Genomic DNA, 18,088 nt, shown 5'->3' on the forward strand with positions numbered 1-18,088 from the left:
ACAGGATGGGTTCACTGACACTCCGCTATCGGGAGCAAGCCCCTCCCACATTTCCAATTCAATGGCGGTAGGTGGAGCCGGTGTGTTGCGCTGGCAGCAGCGCGGTGCCGAACACTTTTTCGCGCAGCGTTCCCGTCTCGTATTCGGTCTTGTACGAACCGCGCTTTTGCAGTTCCGGTATCACCAGGTCGATAAAGTCCACATAGCTCTCCGGCGTCACAATGCGCGTCAGGTTGAAACCATCCAGCCCGGTTTCGCTGATCCACAATTCCAGCTCATCGGCGACCTGTTCAGGCGAGCCCACCAGGGTGATGTAGCGACCGCCCAGGGCGTGCTGCTCCAGTAACTTGCGCCGGGTCCAGTCGTTGTTCTGCAGGTTTTTGGTGGCCGACTGGATGGCGTTGCTCTTCACGTACTGGATCGGTTCGTCCAGTTCGTAGGCGGCAAAATCGATCGCGGTGGACGCGGCGAAATGCGCCACGCCGGCCTCTGCGCTGGCGTGGCTCAGGTACTCGGCGTGTTTGGCCCAGGCCAGCTCCTCGGTGGCGCCGACGATCACATTGAGGCCCATGAACACCTTGATGTCGTGCGCGTTGCGCCCGGCCTTCACGGCACTGGTGCGCACCTTGTCCACCTGCACTTTGGTCGCGGCCCTGGTCTGGCCGCTGATGAACACGCATTCGGCGTGGCGCCCGGCGAACAGCAGGCCGCGATCCGAACTGCCGGCCTGGAACAGCACCGGCGTGCGCTGCGGCGACGGCTCGCACAGGTGATAGCCCTCCACCTGGTAGAACTCGCCGTGGTGCTCGACCTTGTGCACCTTGCCCGGCTGCGCGTAGATCCGTTGCGCCGGATCGTTGAGCACGGCGTCGTCTTCCCAGCTGCCTTCCCACAGTTTGTAGAGCACCTGCAGGTATTCGTCGGCCTGGTCGTAACGCCGGTCATGCTCGACCTGCTCAGTCAGGCCCATGGCCTTGGCCGCGCTGTCGAGGTAGCCGGTGACGATGTTCCAGCCCACGCGGCCACGGCTCAGGTGATCCAGCGTCGACATGCGCCGGGCGAACAGGTACGGCGGCTCGTAGGTGAGGTTGGCGGTGAGGCCGAAGCCGAGGTTTCGGGTGACCGCCGCCATGGCCGATACCAGCAGCAACGGATCGTTGACCGGAAGCTGGATCGACTCCTTGAGCGGCACGTCGATGGAATTCTGATAGACGTCGTACACGCCGACGATATCGGCGATGAACAAGCCGTCGAACAGACCGCGCTCCAGGGTTTTTGCCAGGTCGGTCCAGTACTCAATGGTTTTGTACTGGGTGGAGGTGTCCCGTGGGTGGGTCCACAGGCCGTGGTTGATATGCCCGATGCAGTTCATGTTGAAGGCATTGAGCAGGATCTTTTTCTTCGCCATCAGAGGGTCCCCCGCAGCGGCGGGTTTTCGTCGTTGAGGTAGTAATTGCCCACTGCGTGATACTTCCAGCGCACCGGGTCATGCAGGGTGTGCACCCGCGCGTTGCGCCAGTGACGGTCCAGGCCATGCTCGGCCAGGGTGGCCTGGCTGCCGGCAAGTTCGAACAGGGTGCTGCCGGCGGCCAGGGAAATCTCCGTGCTCAGGGCACGCGCTTCGGCCACCGCAATCGAGGCGGCGGCAACCGTCTCGGCATTGCTGTCGACCTGGGCGCGGTCGAGGAATTCGCCGGCCCGTTCAAGCAGCGCCTCGGCCGCGTGCAGGCGGATGCTCAGGTGGCCGAAGCTCTTCAAGGTCAGTGGGTCTTCGCTGGCCTTGTCGTTGCCGGCGTCGATCCACGGGCGCGTCCTGGTGCGCACAAAGTGCAGTGCATCTTCAAAGGCGGCGCGGGCGATGCCGGTGTCGATGGCGGCGTGAAGGATCTGCGCCAGCGGGCCGACGGTGGTCGGGCGTTCGAAGGCGCTCTGGAAAGGAATGACGTCACGGGCCGCGACCCACACGTTATCGAACACCACCGAGCCGCTGCCGGTGGTGCGCTGGCCAAAGCCGCTCCAGTCGTCGATCACGCTGAGGCCCTGGCTGTCACGCGGCACAAAGGCCAATTGTTGCACGCCGCGTTCATCCACCACCGAGGTGGGGATGCGCTGGGCGTAAATTGCGCCGGTTGCGTAAAACTTGCGGCCGGTAATACGGAATCCGTCGCCGTCACGGGTGAGCCGGGTGACGCGGTCATGGGCGGTTCTGGTGCCCAGTTCCGCCAGCGCATTGCCAAAGCGCTGGCCGGCCAGCACCTCGGCGTACAGGCGTTGTTGCTGCTCGGGGCTGCCATTTACGCGCAGCACTTGCAGCGCATAGAAGTGGTTTTGCGGAATCTGGCCCAGGGAGGCATCGGCCTGGGCGATCAGCGCGATAACCTTGGCCAGGGTGACGTTGGACACGCCTGCGCCGCCGTATTCGCGGGGCACGCTGATGCCCCACAGGCCCGAGCGCGAGAATGCATCCAGCTCGGGCAGCGGCAAGCGGCGTTCGCGGTCGCGCAGGGCGCTGTCGCGGCGAAAGTCTTCGGCCAGGTCGCTGGCGATAATCAGGGCGTGCTCGTCGCTGGTGATGACCGCGACGTGATGAGAAAGGGTCATGGTCAAATCCAGGAATGGCGAGCCGGCAGGGTGCCGTTCAAGCGATAGGCGCCGACGGCGTGGTACTTCCAGCGCACCGGGTCGTGCAGGGTGTGCACCCGGGCGTTGCGCCAGTGGCGGTCGAGGTTGAATTCGGCCAGCGTCGCGCGGCTACCGGCCAGTTCGAAGAGCTTTTCGCTGACCAGCAACGCCACTTCGGTGGTAATCACCTTGGCCTCGGCCACCGCGATGGACGCGCGTGCCGCGGACTGCGCGGTGATCGGTGCGCCGCTGACGTCATCCAGTACCCGGCCGGCCTTGCGCAGCAGCGCTTCGGCCGCATGCAGCTCGATCTTCAGCTTGCCGATATCGGCGATCACGTACAGGTCGTCACTGGCGCGTTCGACCTTGGCGTCGATCCACGGCCGCGACCGTTCGCGCACGAAGGCGAGGGTGTCGTCGAGCGCACCCCGAGCGATGCCGGCATCGATGGCGGCCTGGATCAGTTGCGAGACCGCGCCCTGGATATTCGGGCTTTCGCCGATGCGCCAGTTGTCGATGACCAGCTCGGCGTCCACTGCCACCTCGTCCAGCAATACGGTGCCGCTGGCGGTGGTACGCTGGCCAAAGCCGGACCAGTCATCGACGATGCGCAGCCCTTCGCTGCCACGGCGCACGAACGCCAGGACCTGTTTGCCGTCATCGTTCAGCGCCTTGATCGCGACCCAGTGCGCAAACAGCGCGCCGGTGGAGTAGAACTTCTGCCCGCTGACTACGTAGCCGTCGCCCCTGGCGGTGATGCGTGCCTTGAGTTCAAGGGTGTTTTTGGTGCCGCGTTCCGGGCCGCCATTACCGATGCGCCAGCCGTCGAGGACGCTCTGGAACAACTGCTTTTTCTGGCGTTCGGTGGCGGTGCCCTGCACCAGGTGCAGGATGCCAAAATGGTTCTGTGGGATCTGCCCGAGGGCCGGGTCCGCCGCGCTGATGATGGCAAACACCTCGGCCAGGGTCACGAAGGACACTTGGGGGCCGCCATATTCGCGGGGGATGGAAATACTGCCCAGACCGCTGCGGGTGAACTGCTCGAGCTGCGCCCAGGGTAACTTGCGTTGCTGGTCACGCTTGGCGGCGTGCAGGCGCGCCGCTTGAGCCAGCGTGTGGGCGGCGCTCAGCGCCTCTGCATCGTTGCGCAGCACGGCGGCCGGCAACAGCAGGGGGGCTTCGTCCAGATCACTTTGGGGGGTGTTGCAGCCAAGTTAGACATCAGCGCCGCTCCTTGGCTGCACGTAATGCCCTGGCGTTATGCACCGGGGTAATTTTGCTCATACCGACCTCGCATTCAATGAAATAAAAACAGAAAAATCAGGAATGTCCGGTGGTCCGGTGCATATACCCTAAGCGTGTTAAATATTTAAATAAACTAACTTTTGGGAATATGCATAGAAGGGCGATCACCCAGGTTTGCAGGGTTAGCCGAGCGGACGGGGTTGGTAGACCGGCGTGGCTGTCGCCGGGCGGGTGGGCAGCAGCGGGGCAATGCGCAGGGTGCGGGTGGGTGCCCAACGCGAATTATTGCCGACGCGGTCCAGCACGCAGTAGGTCACCTCCAGCCGGCAGTCATCGCCGCCTTCAGCAATCACGCCCGACGGCACCCACACCTGTACGGCCAGGCCGACGCCCCTGGCGCTGATTTTTGGCAAGTCCATGCGCACATCACCCCAGCGCAGGGTGATCGCATCGCCGCTGCTCATGTTCGGATAGGGCTCAATGGTCAAGGGAATGCCGCGTTGCACCTGATGGCTGTTGATACCCTGGCGCCGGATCGTCTCGGGCAGGCCGACCGGGGCAAGGTTCTGGTTTTCGTCGCTGTACAGGTTGGGCGGCTGTCCGCCCGGGCAGTCGGTTTTGACGCGTACCTGGGTGGTGACCGAGCGCGCCGGGCCGTGGCCGATCTGCATGACCTGGTAATGCACGCGCGCGGGGCCATCGAGCACGAAACTTTGCGGGATACGCAGGTGGGTCGGCTGGCCGATGCGGCACGCGGTTATCCGTCGTGAGGCAGCGAAGCAGTTGTTCCAGAACAGCTCGATCAGGTCACCTTCCTCCATGCCGGGGTAGGGGGCGATATCGACCTGCAAGTGGGCGGCGGCGTGGGCATTGATGCCGTTTCCAAGGGCCTGGGGCAGGGTTGGGGCGGTCAGCATGGCCGGGGTTGCAGTGCGCGTCATAAGTCATCTCCTTGATGCAGCCAGCAGCGCTCGTTCCGAGCCATTGGCGCGGGTGCGCAAGCGGGCCGAAAGGAACGATTCAGTAAATAGCCGGGATAGGATCCAATCCTCTGGACGTTAGATAAGAGGGTTGGCCAAGGTCAGTCAATGGCGGCAAAAGGCTAAACGGCGGGGCGGTGCAGATTCAGAAGGGTCTGACCGGCAGGGGGATTTTTGCGTGGATGAGGCGGGGTGTTTTACCGAGAGGAATGTAGAAGCGCTGTAGGGTGGGAGGCTGCGCCAATGTGGCGAGCGGGCTTGCCCCAATTAAGGATTGAGCGGCCAAATTGATCGTTCCCTTGCTCTGCGTAGTAACGCCGTGCGCAGATTCCCTGTGGCGAGCAGGCTTGTCCTGCGTTGGGCGGCGCAGCAGCCCAAAACCAGGCGCTGAGCCGTATCAGGTACACCGCGTTTTGCTTGATTGGGGGCGCTTCGCACCCCAACGCGGGCAAGCCCGCTCGCCACAGAAAGCCCGCTTGCCATAACAAACCCGCTTGCCATAGGGAGGGGATTGCCTGAGCGTGTCAGTGGGCGAGGAATTTGCTCAGGAACTGGCGGGTACGTTCTTCCCTGGGGTTGGCAAACAGCGCCCTGGCTTCGCCCTGTTCGACGATGACGCCCTTGTCGAAGAAGATCACCCGGTTGGCTACATCGCGAGCAAAGCTCATTTCGTGGGTGACGATGACCAGGGTGCGGTTTTCTTCGGCGAGGCTGCGAATGGTCGCCAGCACTTCACCCACCAGTTCGGGGTCGAGGGCCGAGGTGGGTTCGTCGAACAGAATCACCTCCGGCTCCATGGCCAGCGCCCGTGCAATTGCCACGCGCTGTTGCTGACCGCCGGACAGGCGCCGTGGGTAGGCGTCTTCCTTGCCCGCCAGGCCGACTTTGGCCAGCAGCTTGCGACCCAGCTCGGTGGCGGCTTCGCGTGGCATCTTCTTGACCACGATGGGGCCTTCGATGACGTTTTCCAGCGCCGTGCGATGGGGGAACAGGTTGAAGTTCTGGAACACGAAACCCACGTGCTGACGCAGACGTCGCACCAGGCCCTGTTGCTGGTTGAGCGGTTTGCTGCCGTCGATCTCGACGTCGCCCACCTTGATGCGGCCGCTGGTGGGTTCTTCGAGGAAATTCAGGCAGCGCAGGAAGGTGGTCTTGCCCGAACCGCTGGGGCCGATGATGGCCACGACTTCGCCGGCCTTGACCTCAAGGTCGATGCCGTTGAGCACCACCTGACCGTTGAATTGTTTGGTCAGCTTTTCAACCACGATCATGCTTCAAGACTCCAGGTCATGCCGGTTGACCCGGTCTTCCAGGCGATTCTGAAAATGCGCCAGGATGCTGGCCAGTATCCAGTAGATCAGCGCAGCGGACAGGTACATGGTGAAGATTTCGAAGGTACGCGCCGACACCAGCTGCGCCTGGCGAAACAGCTCGGGCACCTGGATGGTGGCGGCCAGCGCGGTGTCCTTGACCAGCGAAATGAAGCTGTTGCCCAACGGCGGCAAGGCGGTACGCATCGCCTGCGGCAGAATGGCCCGGCGCAGGGTCTGCGCGCGGGTCATGCCGATGCTGGCAGCGGCTTCCCACTGGCCCCGCTCGATGGACGCAATGGCGGCGCGCAGGATTTCACAGGCGTAGGCGGCCATGTTCAGCGAAAAGCCGATCATGGCTGCCGGAATCGGATCCAGCTCGATGCCCACTTGCGGCAAGCCGTAATAGATCAAAAACAGCTGCACCAGCAAGGGCGTGCCGCGAAAGAACGACACGTAGACGCGGGCGGTCCAACTGAGCAGCTTGAAGCGCGAGAGGCGCATCAAGGCCAGGCCGAAGCCCAGCAGCAAACCGAAGAACATCCCGCCCAGGCTGAGAATGACCGTGTAGTACGCGCCCTTGAGCAGAAAGGGCGCCGAGTCCAGCGCGAGTTGGAAACCTGCTTCCATTATTGAGTGACGTCAGCGTTGAAGTACTTCTCGGACAGCTTTTTCAAGGTGCCATCGGCGCGCAGCTTGTCGAGGGCGGTGTTCACGGCGTCGAGCAGTTCAGGCTCGCCTTTGCGCAGGGCAATGCCTGACTCCTGGCGCGAAAACGCATCGCCGGCAGCGGCAGTGTCCGGGGCTTTCTTGGCGTATTCCAGCGCAGCCAGGCGGTCGATCAGGATTGCGTCGATGCGGCCGATGCGCAGGTCCTGGAACTTGGTCGGGTCATCGTTGTAAGTTTTGATGATGGCTTTGGGTTGGTTGTCCTTGAGCCATTGTTCGTAGTTGGTGCCCAGGCCCACACCGACTTTCTTGCCGGCCAGGTCGTCGGCGGTCTTGATCTCGCCGGCGTTCTTCTTCAGCACCAGCGCCTGGATACCGGAAATGGTGTAGGGCTTGGAGAAATCGTATTTTTTCCTGCGCTCTTCGGAGATGGTCACCTGGTTGACCACGGCGTCCAGGCGTTTGGATTCGAGGGCGGCGAGGATGCCGTCCCAGGGCGTGGCCTGCAGCTTGACCTTCACGCCCAGCTCTTTGGCCAGGGCTTCGGACAGCTCCACCTCGAAACCGGTGAGCTTGCCGCTTTCATCGACAAAACTGAACGGCGGGTAGGTACCTTCCAGGCCGATCTTGATCTCGCCCGCCTTCTTGATGTTGCTCAATTGCTCACCGGCAACGGCCTGGCCGAGCAGACCGGCGCCCAGCGCCAGGCCCAAGGTGCCAACCAGTAATGTGCGACGCAATGCAGAAATAGTCATGAAGAGCCCCTGTGTTTTTATGGTGAGCGAAGCAGGTGACGCAGTGGTCGTATCCTGCCTTAAAGCACGCGACTATAAGGCCGGTTTTTAAGACTTGAAAATAATATAAATTAAGCCTGATATTCTATTTTTGAATATGGCAAATTTTAATGTGGGAGGGGGCTTGCTCCCTCTCACATGGGTCCGTACGGACTCAGTTAAATACGGAGTCATAGGCAAACAGCGCCGGTGCCCCGCCGGTATGCAGGAAGATAATCGGCCCGTCCTCAAACCGCTGGCGTCCGATGCCGTCCAGCAAGCCTGCCATGGCCTTGCCGGTATACACCGGGTCCAGCAACAGACCTTCCTGGCTGGCCAAAAGTTTGATCGCCGACAAAGTGCCCGCATTCGGCTCGCCGTAGCGCGGGCCGAAGTATTCGTCCCACAGGATCACCTTGAACGCGTCCGGCAGGGCCACACCCAGCAACTCTGCGGTGCGTTCGGCCAGGCCCTGCACTTTCGGGCGCTGGGCCTCGTCGGTGCGCGACACGGTCACACCCACCACTGGCAGATGGGGCAACGCTTCGCTCAAGGCCAACGCCAGGCCGCTGTGGGTGCCAGCGCTGCCGGAAGCGAGCACCACGGCGGCGAAGTCGATGCCGCTGGCGTCGATCTGCGCGGCCAGTTCCAGGCCGGCCCGTACATAGCCCAGCGCGCCCAGGGCGTTGGAGCCGCCGATGGGCACCAGGTACGGTTTCTTGCCATTGCTGCGCAGGCGGTCGGCGAGTGCATTGAGCTGGTCGTCGACGTTATCGAGGTTTTCCACCCGCTCCACCTTGGCGTCGAACAGTTCGAGCAGCAGGCGGTTGCCGTTGCCGAGGTAGTTGGGGTCTGCGGTGCCGGTGGGGTTTTCCAACAGCGCGACGCAGCCCAGGCCGAGCCTGGCGGCCAGCGCAGCGGTCTGGCGCACGTGGTTGGACTGGATGGCGCCGGCGGTCACGAGGGTGTCGGCGCCCTGGGCGATGGCATCGGCGGCGAGGTATTCAAGCTTGCGCAGTTTGTTGCCGCCCATGGCCAGCGGCGTGGTGTCGTCGCGCTTGACGTAGACGTCGCGGCCCAGCCATGTCGACAGCCGTTCGAGTTTTTCCAGGGCGGTGGCGCCGCCCAGCAGGTCCAGGCGGTTAAAGCGGTCGAGCTGTTGCTTGATCATGGTTGCGCACGGTTGCTGAGGAATGGGCCGACTATAGGCAGGCCCTTTTGTGCAGGCAACCGCCAATCGCTTATAGCCGATAGTGCTTGGCATCACACCATTGGTTCTTAAGGGCGGCCGGGGTGCATATCGTAAAGTGGCGGCCATTACGTCAGGAGTGAAGACCGTGAGTGAGCGTTCCAGTCATTGGCAATTACAGACCATCGTCAGCCAGCTGCGCAGCGCCCGCGACCAGTGGCGCACGCGCAATGGCCGGTTGAGCGGCGAGCATGGCGGGCGTGAACTGCCGTCGCGTGAGGCGGTGGCGCAGATCCTCGAAGCCTTGTGCGGGGCGCTGTTTCCGATGCGCCTGGGGCCGGCGGACCTGCGTGAGGAAAGTGAAGATTTCTACGTCGGCCACACCCTGGATGTCGCGCTGAACGCCTTGCTTGCCCAGGCGCGCCTGGAGCTTCGTTATGCCGCGCGCCAGGGCGGGCAGGACGACAGCCAGATCGATGCCCACGCCATCCGTCTGATCCAGGGTTTTGCCCTGGCCTTGCCATCCTTGCGCAGCCTGCTCGACACCGATGTGCTGGCCGCCTATCACGGCGACCCGGCCGCGCGCAGCGTCGACGAAGTGCTGCTGTGCTACCCCGGCATTCTGGCGGTGATTCACCATCGCCTGGCCCATCACCTGTACCGCGCCGGCTTGCCGTTGCTGGCAAGGATCAGCGCAGAAATCGCCCACTCCGCCACTGGCATCGACATCCATCCCGGCGCGCAGATTGGCCCGAGCTTCTTTATCGATCACGGCACGGGTGTGGTGATTGGTGAAACCGCGATCATCGGTGAGCGCGTGCGCATCTACCAGGCGGTGACGCTGGGCGCCAAGCGCTTTCCGGCGGACGAAGACGGACAATTGCAGAAGGGTCATCCACGGCATCCGATTGTTGAGGACGATGTGGTGATCTATGCCGGGGCGACCATTCTGGGGCGTATCACCATCGGCAAGGGCTCGACCATTGGCGGCAATGTGTGGCTGACGCGCAGCGTGCCGGCGGGGGTGAACATCACTCAGGCCAATCTGCAGCATGAGGATGGGGCGCAAAAATAGCCCCAGCGCCGAACACCTTTCAATTATGGGAGCCGGCAAGCCAGCTCCCACAGTTTGATCCGCGTCTCACACATGAGCTGTTTATCGCTGAACGTTTTGTGATCCTTATCCGTCATACAAAGCCTTGGCTTGATGTAGGAGTTGTCTACCACTCGGCCCTGCGATTAGTCCCCGAACGCCTATTCATGTTTAAATTGAACGCTCGTTCAAGTTAAACCGGTGGTTCGCTGCCCGCTCACAACAGGAGGCTTACCTTTGTTGAGTCCGTTATTTACAGCCACATACCCAACCCTCGGGGTGCATCGTTCATGAGTGCATCGTCCACCCCTTCCAGCGGCCTGGTGCGCATGAATGCGCCCGTTTTCTACTTTGCCGCAACCTTCATTCTGCTGTTTGGCATCACCGTCATCGCGATCCCGCAACAGGCCGGTGCCTGGCTGCTGGCTGCGCAAAACTGGGCGGCCAATACGGTCGGCTGGTACTACATGCTGGCGATGACCCTGTATCTGGTCTTCGTGGTGGTCACCGCGCTATCGGGCTACGGCAAGATAAAACTCGGTGCCGACCACGACGAGCCCGAATTCAGTTACCTGTCCTGGGCCGGCATGCTGTTCGCCGCCGGCATCAGCATCACGCTGTTCTTCTTTTGCGTGTCCGAGCCGCTGACGCACCTGGTGCAACCGCCCCAGGGCGCGCCGTTGAACGCCGATGCAGCGCGCCAGGCCATGCAGATTCTGTTTCTGCACTGGGGCCTGCATGGTTGGGGCGTGTTCGCTTTTGTCGGCATGGCCCTGGCGTACTTCGCCTACCGGCATAACCTGCCGCTGGCGTTGCGTTCGGCGCTGTACCCGCTGATCGGCAAGCGCATCAACGGCCCCATCGGCTACGCAGTGGACGGCTTCGGCATCATCGCCACGGTGTTCGGCCTGGGAGCCGACATGGGCTTTGGTGTGCTGCACCTCAACTCCGGGCTGGACTACCTGTTCGGCATTGCGCATACGCAGTGGATTCAGGTCGGCCTGATCACCTTGATGATGGGCGCGGCGATTCTTGTGGCCGTGACCGGCGTCGACAAGGGTGTGCGGGTGATGTCCGACATCAACATGCTGCTGGCCTGTGCGCTGCTGCTGTTCGTGTTGTTCGCCGGTCCCACCCAGCATTTGCTCAACACCCTGATCCAGAACATCGGCGACTACCTTGGCGCCTTGCCAACCAAGAGCTTCGATGTGTACGCCTACGACAAACCCAGCGACTGGCTGGGCGGTTGGACGGTGTTCTACTGGGCCTGGTGGATCGCGTGGTCGCCGTTCGTGGGCTTGTTCATCGCACGGATTTCCCGTGGCCGCACCATCCGCGAATTCGTGTTCGGTGTGCTGCTGATCCCGCTGGGCTTTACCCTGGCGTGGATGTCGATCTTCGGCAACAGTGCCATCGATCAGGTGCTCAACCACGGCATGGCCGCACTCGGCCAGTCGGCCATCGATGACCCGTCGATGAGCCTGTACCTGCTGCTGGAAACCTATCCGTGGAGCAAGACGGTGATCGCCGTCACGGTGTTTATCAGCTTCGTGTTCTTCGTCACCTCTGCCGACTCCGGCACTGTGGTGCTATCGACGCTGTCGTCCAAAGGCGGCAACGCCGATGAAGACGGGCCGAAGTGGCTGCGGGTGTTCTGGGGCGCGATGACCGCGCTGGTCACCAGTGCCTTGTTGTTTGCCGGCAGCATCGATTCGCTGAAATCGGCGGTGGTACTCACCTCGTTGCCGTTCTCGATGATCCTGTTGTTGATGATGTGGGGGCTGCACAAGGCGTTCCACCTGGAATCGCAAAAGCAGATCGCGCAGTTGCATTCGCTGGCGCCGGTGTCGGCTTCGCGCAAGGGCAAAGGCGGGTGGCGTCAGCGCTTGAGCCAGGCGGTGCACTTCCCGTCGCGGGACGAGGTATACCGCTTCCTCGAGTCGACGGTGCGCCCGGCGATTGAAGAAGTGACGGCGGTGTTTGTCGAGAAGGGCCTTTCGGTGGTCACCCAGCCGGACCCGGCCAACGACAGCGTCAGCCTCGAGATCGGCCATGGCGAGGAACATCCGTTCATCTATCAGGTGCAGATGCGCGGTTACTTCACGCCGTCGTTCGCCCGTGGCGGCATGGGCTCCAAAGAGATCAACAACCGTCGCTACTACCGGGCGGAAGTGCACTTGAGCGAGGGCAGCCAGGACTACGACCTGGTGGGCTACACCAAGGAGCAGATCATCAACGACATCCTCGATCAGTACGAACGGCATTTGCAGTTCCTGCATCTGGTGCGCTGAGGCTCCACGACATCAGGCGTCCTCTCTGGGCGAAAATTGCTGTAAAAGGGAAGGCACACCCAACAGCCCAGAGAGGATTCGATGACGTACATTGCTGCCGAAAACCGCTATGAATCTATCCCGTATCGCCGCACAGGCCGCAGTGGCCTGGTGCTGCCGGCCCTGTCCCTGGGGCTGTGGCACAACTTTGGCGACAGCACCCCGATCGACACCCAGCGCGCCCTGCTGCGCACCGCGTTCGACCTGGGGATCAACCACTTCGACCTGGCCAACAACTACGGCCCGCCCTATGGCAGTGCCGAGATCAACTTCGGCCGTCTGCTGCGCGAAGACTTCAAGCACTACCGCGACGAGTTGATCATCTCCAGCAAGGCCGGTTGGGACATGTGGCCCGGCCCATACGGCCAGGGCGGTGGCTCGCGCAAATACGTGCTGGCCAGCCTCGATCAGAGCCTGCAGCGCATGGGGCTCGACTACGTGGATATTTTCTACTCCCACCGGTTCGATGCCGACACGCCGCTGGAAGAAACCGCCAGCGCCCTGGCCACTGCTGTGCAGCAGGGCAAGGCGTTGTACATTGGTATTTCGTCGTACTCCGGGGTAAAAACCCGTGAAATGGCAGCGCTGCTCAAAGAATGGAAAGTGCCATTGCTGATTCACCAGCCGGCCTACAACCTGCTCAATCGCTGGGTGGAGAAAGACCTGCTCGACGCCACCGAAGAACTCGGCGTCGGCGTGATTGCATTCACACCACTGGCCCAGGGCCTGCTCACCGACAAGTACCTCAACGGCGTGCCGGCCGACGCACGCGTCAACCGCCCTGGCGGTGGTTCGCTGCAGGCCGGGCACCTGTCCGAAGCCAACCTCGCCCACGTGCGCGCCCTCAACGAAATCGCCCAGCGACGCGGCCAGAGCCTGGCCCAACTGGCATTGGCCTGGACGTTGCGTGACCCACGGGTGACCAGCGCACTGATCGGCGCAAGCCGGCCGGAGCAGATCATTGAGAACGTTGGAGCGTTGAAAAATCTGAGCTTCAGCGCAGAGGAACTGGCGCAGATTGATCGGTTTGCGCAGGAAGGCGGGATCAACCTGTGGGAAAAGCCCTCCAGCGCTGAATAAGTAGCGAGCGCGCTTATTGTGGCAAGCGGGCTTACTGTGGCGAGCGGGCTTGCCCCGCGTTGGGGTGCGAAGCGCCCCCCATCAAGGAAAACGCGGTGTACCTGATACTGCGCGGAGCGTGGTTTTGGGGCTGCTTCGCAGCCCGACGCGGGGCAAGCCCGCTCGCCACAGGGATGTGGTTGCCTGAAAATGGCTCGTGCATTCAGCGTGACTGACCATGCCACGGCACCAGTTTGCGCTGCAGGGCGCGCAGGCCCATTTCCATGGCGAAGGCGATCACGGCGATCACCAGGATGCCCAGCACCACCACGTCGGTGACCAGAAACTGCGCCGCCGACTGCACCATGAAGCCCAGGCCGCTGGTGGCCGCGATCAGTTCGGCGGCCACCAGGGTCGACCAGCCCACGCCCAGGCCGATGCGCACGCCGGTGAGGATATCGGGCAGGGCGCTCGGCAGGACCACATGGCGAATCAGCTGCGCGCGACTGGCGCCCAGCGACTGCGCCGCGCGCAGCCTGGTCGGGTCGACGGTGCGCACGCCGGTCGCGGTGGCGATGGCGATGGGTGCAAAGATTGCGAGGTAAATCAGCAGCACCTTGGATAGCTCGCCAATGCCGCACCAGATCACGATTAGCGGCAGGTAGGCCAGCGGTGGAATCGGTCGGTAGAACTCGATCAGCGGGTCGAGAACGCCCTGGGCGATGCGGTTGGCACCGATGGCAATACCCACCGGCACGGCGGTCAGCACCGCGAAAGCCAGCCCCAGGCCGATCCGGCTGAGGCTCGCGCCCAAGTGCTGCCAGAGGGTTGAATCCATATAGCCAGTGGTCGCCAGCAGCCAGCCTTTTTGCAGCACGGCCGACGGCGGCGGCAGGAACAATGGCTCGATCGAACCGGTGGCGGTCACGGCCCACCATGTCGTCAGCAACACGAACAAGGTCAGCAGGCTGATCCAGCGGGTGCTCAGGCTACGGCGTGTCGCGCCAGCGGCGTGCGCCACCGGCTTGGCGGCGCTGGCGGGAAGTTCATAGCTGCTCATGCGCTCACCTGTCGTTGCGAAAAGACTTTGCCCAGCACGTGTTCGCGGGTTTCGATAAAACGCGGGTCGGACTTGATGGCGCGCGCCGACTCACCGGTGGCGTAGCGCTGGCCGAAATCCAGGTGCAGGTGCTCGACGACCTGGCCGGGGTTCGGCGCCAGCAGGATGAGGTCCGTGGCGAGGAACACGGCTTCTTCGATGTCATGGGTAATCAAGAAAACCGGCTTGGCCGTGCGCTGCCAGACTTGCAGCAACAGCTCTTGCATCTGCTCGCGGGTGAAGGCATCGAGGGCGCCGAATGGCTCATCCATCAGCAGCACGCGTGGGTCGGCGGCCAGGGCGCGGGCCAGGCCGACGCGTTGCTTCTGGCCACCGGAGAGCTGCCAGACACGCCGGTTATCGAAACCAGCCAGGTCCACCAGCGCGAGCATTTCCCGGGCGCGCACTTCACGTTGCGCCTTGGGCTGGCCAGCCAGTTCCAGGCCGAACCCCACATTGGCCAGCACGTCTTGCCAGGGCAGCAGGGCGTCGTCTTGGAACACCACGCCACGCTCGGCACTCGGGCCTTTAACCGGCACGCCATCGAGGGTGATACGCCCGGCGGACGGCTCGACAAAGCCGGCAATCAGGTTCAGCAGCGAGGTCTTGCCACTGCCTGACGGGCCGAGGGCGACCAGCAATTGCCCTGGCCCAAGCGTCAGAGAAATATCCGCCAGCACCGGCTCCGCAGCGCCGGGGTACTGTGCGCTGATGCGCTCCAGCTTGAGCAAGGTCATCGCACTGAATTCCTTATTGAGTGATGAACCTGGCGCTGACATAAGGCGCGTAGTCCGGCAGCACGGCGTCGACCTTGCCCTGTTCCTTGAGGAACGCAGCGGTGTCGGTGATCGCCTGAGTGGTCGGCGCGCCCAACAGGGTCACCTGGTCTGCGGCCAGCGGGTAGACGTTGCCTTGCAGCAGCAATGGAATGTCACTGGCCTTGGCGCCGGAGAGCTTCACCAGCTTCGCGACGTTGCTCGCGTCGGCCAGCCAAGCTTGCGGATCCTTGCGATAGGCGGCATAGGCATCCAGGGTGACCTTGGCGAACGCCGTGACGATGTCCGGATGCTTCTCGGCAAAATCCTTGCGCACGATCCAGGCATCGAAAGTCGGCGCGCCGAACTGGGCCAGTTCGCCGGAGGTGATCAGCACCTTGCCGTTTTCCTTGGCCACGCCCAGTGCCGGGTCCCACACATAGGTGGCGTCGATATCGCCGCGTTTCCAGGCGGCGATGATGGCTGGTGGCGCGAGGTTGAGGATGGTCACGTTGGACGGGTCGATGTTCCAGTGCTTGAGCGCGGCCAGCAGGCTGTAGTGGCCGGTAGAGACGAAGGGCACGGCGATTTTCTTGCCGATCAGGTCCTGCGGGCCGTTGATCCCGGAACCGTCGCGCGCCACCAGGGCTTCGGCGGCGCCGATGCGGGTGGCGACGAGGAACGTTTCCACCGGCACCTTGCGCGTGATCGCAGCGGTCAGCGGGCTGGAACCGAGGTAGCCAATCTGCACGTCACCGGAGGCGATGGCGGCGATGATGTCGGCGCCGTTGTCGAATTTGCGCCAGTCGATGTGGGCGTGGGTGGCTTTTTCATAGGCGCCGTCGGCCTGGGCGACTTTGGCCGGGTCAACGGTGGTCTGGTAGGCGATGGTCACGTCCGCCGCCTGGGCAAACAGGCTGGCACCGGCCAGGGACAATGCGGCCAACAGACGCAGAGGGGTCAGCAGTTTCAAGGGGGAAGCTCCTCAATCAGGCGGCCGAGAGTCGGCGTGTGAGGAGACTAAAGGATCTAAGAATTCGGAAATAAATAACTTTTTCGAATTAGCTTATGAGAGGTTGCGGCCGATTTTGAGGCCTGTGACAGCAAATGTGGGAGCAAGCCCCCTCCCACATTTGGAACGAGGCTAGTCTTCGTTCAGTTGCTGATGGCCAGAATGCTCGCCTGGTACGACCCGACAAACACATCGAAGTCGCCCACTTCGGTTTGTTCCAGCTCCGCCTGTTGCGCCAGCGACTTGCGCGCCAGTTCTTCAAAGCGCGCCTGTTCGTCAGCTGCCAATGGCTCCTTGCGGAAATACTCGGCATGCAACTGGCTCTGGTGCAGGGAGAACTGCGCAAAGCTCTCTTTGCGCTCGGCCATCGCTGCCAGCACCTGAGCCGACGGCGTCAGCGACGGGTCCTGGATTTTCGCCAACTGGGCATCCAGTGCCTGGCTGTGTTCGCTGATGCCGTGGCTCTCGTCGAGCAGGGCGGCCAGCGGCGCGATCTGTTCCAGCAGCTCGGTGGCCCATTGCTTCATGTCCACCGCCGCGCCGTCGCGCTGCAACTCCAGGCCCGGACGACGACCCTCCTTGACCACGCTGAGGAAGTTGGAGGTGGCGTTGCCGCATTCGTTGTTGGCGAACAGCGGGCTGTCGTTGAGTGCGCAATACAGCAGGAACGCGTCGAGAAAGCGCGATTGCGGCAGGTCGATGCCCATCGGCAGGAACGGGTTGATGTCCAGGCAGCGTACTTCGATGTACTGGATGCCACGGGCCACCAGCGCCTGGATCGGCCGCTCGCCGGTGTAGGTCACGCGCTTGGGGCGGATGTTGGAGTAGTACTCGTTTTCGATCTGCAGGATGTTGGTGTTGAGCTGCACCCACTCACCGTCCTTGTGCGTGCCGACTTCGACGTACGGCGGGTAGGGCGTTGCCACCGCTTCGCGCAGGCTGTCGGTGTAGCTGCTCAGGTCGTTGTAGCACGGCGTGAGACCGGCCTGGGCGTTGCTCTGGTAACCCAGGTCGCTCATGCGCAGGCTGGTGGCATAGGGCAGGTACAGCGTGTCGGCGTCCAGCACTTCGAGCTGGTGCGAGCGCCCGCGCAGAAACCCGGCGTCCAGGGCCGGCGAGGCACCGAACAGGTACATCAGCAGCCAGCTGTAGCGGCGGAAATTGCGGATCAGCGCGATGTAGGCTGTGGACTGATAGTCACGCTCGGTGCCGACAAAGCCTTCGGTATCCTTGAGCAGCGGCCACAGCTGTTCCGGCAGGGAAAAGTTGTAGTGGATACCGGCGATGCACTGCATGGTCTTGCCGTAACGCAGGGCCAGGCCCTTGCGGTACACATACTTGAGCTGTCCGATGTTGGAGGTGCCGTAGTAGGCAATCGGGATGTCTTCCTCGGCCGGCAACGGGCAAGGCATCGACGGGCTCCACAGGTATTCACTGCCGAGCTTGGTGTAGGCAAAGCGGTGGATCCTGTCCAGGCTGCTCAGGGTATCGGCCGGGTTGGGCAGGGCCGGGGTGATGAACTCCAGCAGCGATTCCGAGTAGTCGGTGGTGATCAATTCGTTGGTCAGTGCAGCGCCCATGGCTTCGGGGTGCGGCGTTTGCGCCAGGCGACCCTCACCGGTGACGCGCAGGCATTCCCGCTCGATGCCGTGCAAGCATTGCTCCAGCAGGGAGAGGTGTTCGCGCTTGCCGAGCAGGGCCAGGCGGCGGTTGAGAAGTTCGCTCAAGTTGGATTCCTTCACGCGTCAGTCGCCCCAATATGGGGGTGGGCAGGACGGTCTACAAGGGTGAAGTGGAAACTGGCGTTATCGCCTGGTTTTGAGTCGAGATGACCCGCATTGAAAAAGCCTCCCTCACTCCATGAATTGGGCTACAGCGCATCAAGAAAATTCCGACGCTGTGATTGCAGCGCCGAAATTAACTCAAATCGAGGGTGGCGAGCTATAGGGCAG

15 protein-coding genes are annotated in these 18,088 nt (G+C 62.6%); 3 read left to right on the forward strand and 12 right to left on the reverse strand.

The window, feature by feature from the left end; all coding sequences use genetic code 11:
- Positions 1-58 precede the first annotated feature (58 nt).
- The 8 genes from VRB54_RS01025 to VRB54_RS01060 form a co-directional block, all read right to left on the reverse strand.
- A complete protein-coding gene (locus VRB54_RS01025) occupies positions 59-1,408 on the reverse strand; it encodes an LLM class flavin-dependent oxidoreductase (protein WP_338479192.1) in 1,350 nt (449 codons plus the stop codon).
- Positions 1,408-2,601, reverse strand: a complete 1,194-nt coding sequence (locus VRB54_RS01030; protein WP_338479193.1) for an SfnB family sulfur acquisition oxidoreductase — start codon at positions 2,599-2,601, stop codon at positions 1,408-1,410. The genes VRB54_RS01025 and VRB54_RS01030 overlap by 1 nt, the downstream gene beginning before the upstream one ends.
- Positions 2,602-2,603: 2 nt before the next feature.
- Positions 2,604-3,809 (reverse strand): SfnB family sulfur acquisition oxidoreductase, encoded by a 1,206-nt coding sequence (locus VRB54_RS01035; RefSeq protein ID WP_338481031.1) that lies wholly within the window; start codon positions 3,807-3,809, stop codon positions 2,604-2,606.
- A 240-nt stretch (positions 3,810-4,049) separates the two neighbouring features.
- Positions 4,050-4,808 carry a hypothetical protein gene (locus VRB54_RS01040; protein ID WP_338479194.1) on the reverse strand — a complete coding sequence of 253 codons (759 nt, stop codon included), beginning with the start codon at positions 4,806-4,808 and terminating at the stop codon, positions 4,050-4,052.
- A 563-nt stretch (positions 4,809-5,371) separates the two neighbouring features.
- On the reverse strand, positions 5,372-6,118 hold the full coding sequence (gene tcyN / locus VRB54_RS01045; protein WP_338479195.1) for an L-cystine ABC transporter ATP-binding protein TcyN: 747 nt from the start codon (positions 6,116-6,118) through the stop codon (positions 5,372-5,374).
- A gap of 3 nt (positions 6,119-6,121) precedes the next feature.
- Positions 6,122-6,787: a cystine ABC transporter permease gene (tcyL, locus tag VRB54_RS01050; RefSeq protein ID WP_003236050.1), complete on the reverse strand. Its 666-nt coding sequence runs from the start codon at positions 6,785-6,787 to the stop codon at positions 6,122-6,124.
- Positions 6,787-7,581, reverse strand: a complete 795-nt coding sequence (tcyJ, locus tag VRB54_RS01055; protein ID WP_338479196.1) for a cystine ABC transporter substrate-binding protein — start codon at positions 7,579-7,581, stop codon at positions 6,787-6,789. Before tcyJ ends, tcyL begins: the two co-directional genes overlap by 1 nt.
- Before the next feature lie 193 nt (positions 7,582-7,774).
- Positions 7,775-8,770, reverse strand: coding sequence for a D-cysteine desulfhydrase (locus VRB54_RS01060; protein ID WP_338479197.1), 996 nt, complete (start codon positions 8,768-8,770; stop codon positions 7,775-7,777).
- Between the two features lie 166 nt (positions 8,771-8,936).
- On the opposite strand from VRB54_RS01060, the gene epsC reads away from it, so the two are divergent.
- The 3 genes from epsC to mgrA all read left to right on the forward strand — a co-directional run bounded on the left by epsC (position 8,937) and on the right by mgrA (position 13,291).
- The gene (gene epsC, locus VRB54_RS01065) at positions 8,937-9,863 is read left to right on the forward strand and encodes a serine O-acetyltransferase EpsC (protein WP_338479198.1); all 927 of its coding nucleotides are present in this window, start codon (positions 8,937-8,939) and stop codon (positions 9,861-9,863) included.
- A gap of 347 nt (positions 9,864-10,210) precedes the next feature.
- Positions 10,211-12,172, forward strand: coding sequence for a choline transporter BetT (gene betT / locus VRB54_RS01070; protein WP_338481032.1), 1,962 nt, complete (start codon positions 10,211-10,213; stop codon positions 12,170-12,172).
- A gap of 81 nt (positions 12,173-12,253) precedes the next feature.
- On the forward strand, positions 12,254-13,291 hold the full coding sequence (gene mgrA / locus VRB54_RS01075) for an L-glyceraldehyde 3-phosphate reductase (protein WP_231422665.1): 1,038 nt from the start codon (positions 12,254-12,256) through the stop codon (positions 13,289-13,291).
- A gap of 202 nt (positions 13,292-13,493) precedes the next feature.
- Here mgrA and tauC read toward each other — a convergent pair whose 3' ends face one another.
- The 4 genes from tauC to gshA all read right to left on the reverse strand — a co-directional run bounded on the left by tauC (position 13,494) and on the right by gshA (position 17,863).
- Positions 13,494-14,330 (reverse strand): taurine ABC transporter permease TauC, encoded by an 837-nt coding sequence (tauC, locus tag VRB54_RS01080; RefSeq protein WP_338479199.1) that lies wholly within the window; start codon positions 14,328-14,330, stop codon positions 13,494-13,496.
- Positions 14,327-15,106: a taurine ABC transporter ATP-binding subunit gene (tauB, locus tag VRB54_RS01085; protein WP_338479200.1), complete on the reverse strand. Its 780-nt coding sequence runs from the start codon at positions 15,104-15,106 to the stop codon at positions 14,327-14,329. The genes tauC and tauB overlap by 4 nt, the downstream gene beginning before the upstream one ends.
- A 13-nt stretch (positions 15,107-15,119) precedes the next feature.
- Positions 15,120-16,097 (reverse strand): taurine ABC transporter substrate-binding protein, encoded by a 978-nt coding sequence (gene tauA, locus VRB54_RS01090; protein WP_338479201.1) that lies wholly within the window; start codon positions 16,095-16,097, stop codon positions 15,120-15,122.
- Positions 16,098-16,279: 182 nt separating this feature from the next.
- The gene (gene gshA / locus VRB54_RS01095) at positions 16,280-17,863 is read right to left on the reverse strand and encodes a glutamate--cysteine ligase (RefSeq protein ID WP_338479202.1); all 1,584 of its coding nucleotides are present in this window, start codon (positions 17,861-17,863) and stop codon (positions 16,280-16,282) included.
- Between the last annotated feature and the right edge of the window lie 225 nt (positions 17,864-18,088).

Origin of the sequence: Pseudomonas trivialis (genome assembly GCF_036864995.1) — a bacterium.
GTDB classification, from domain to species: Bacteria; Pseudomonadota; Gammaproteobacteria; order Pseudomonadales; family Pseudomonadaceae; genus Aquipseudomonas; species Aquipseudomonas trivialis.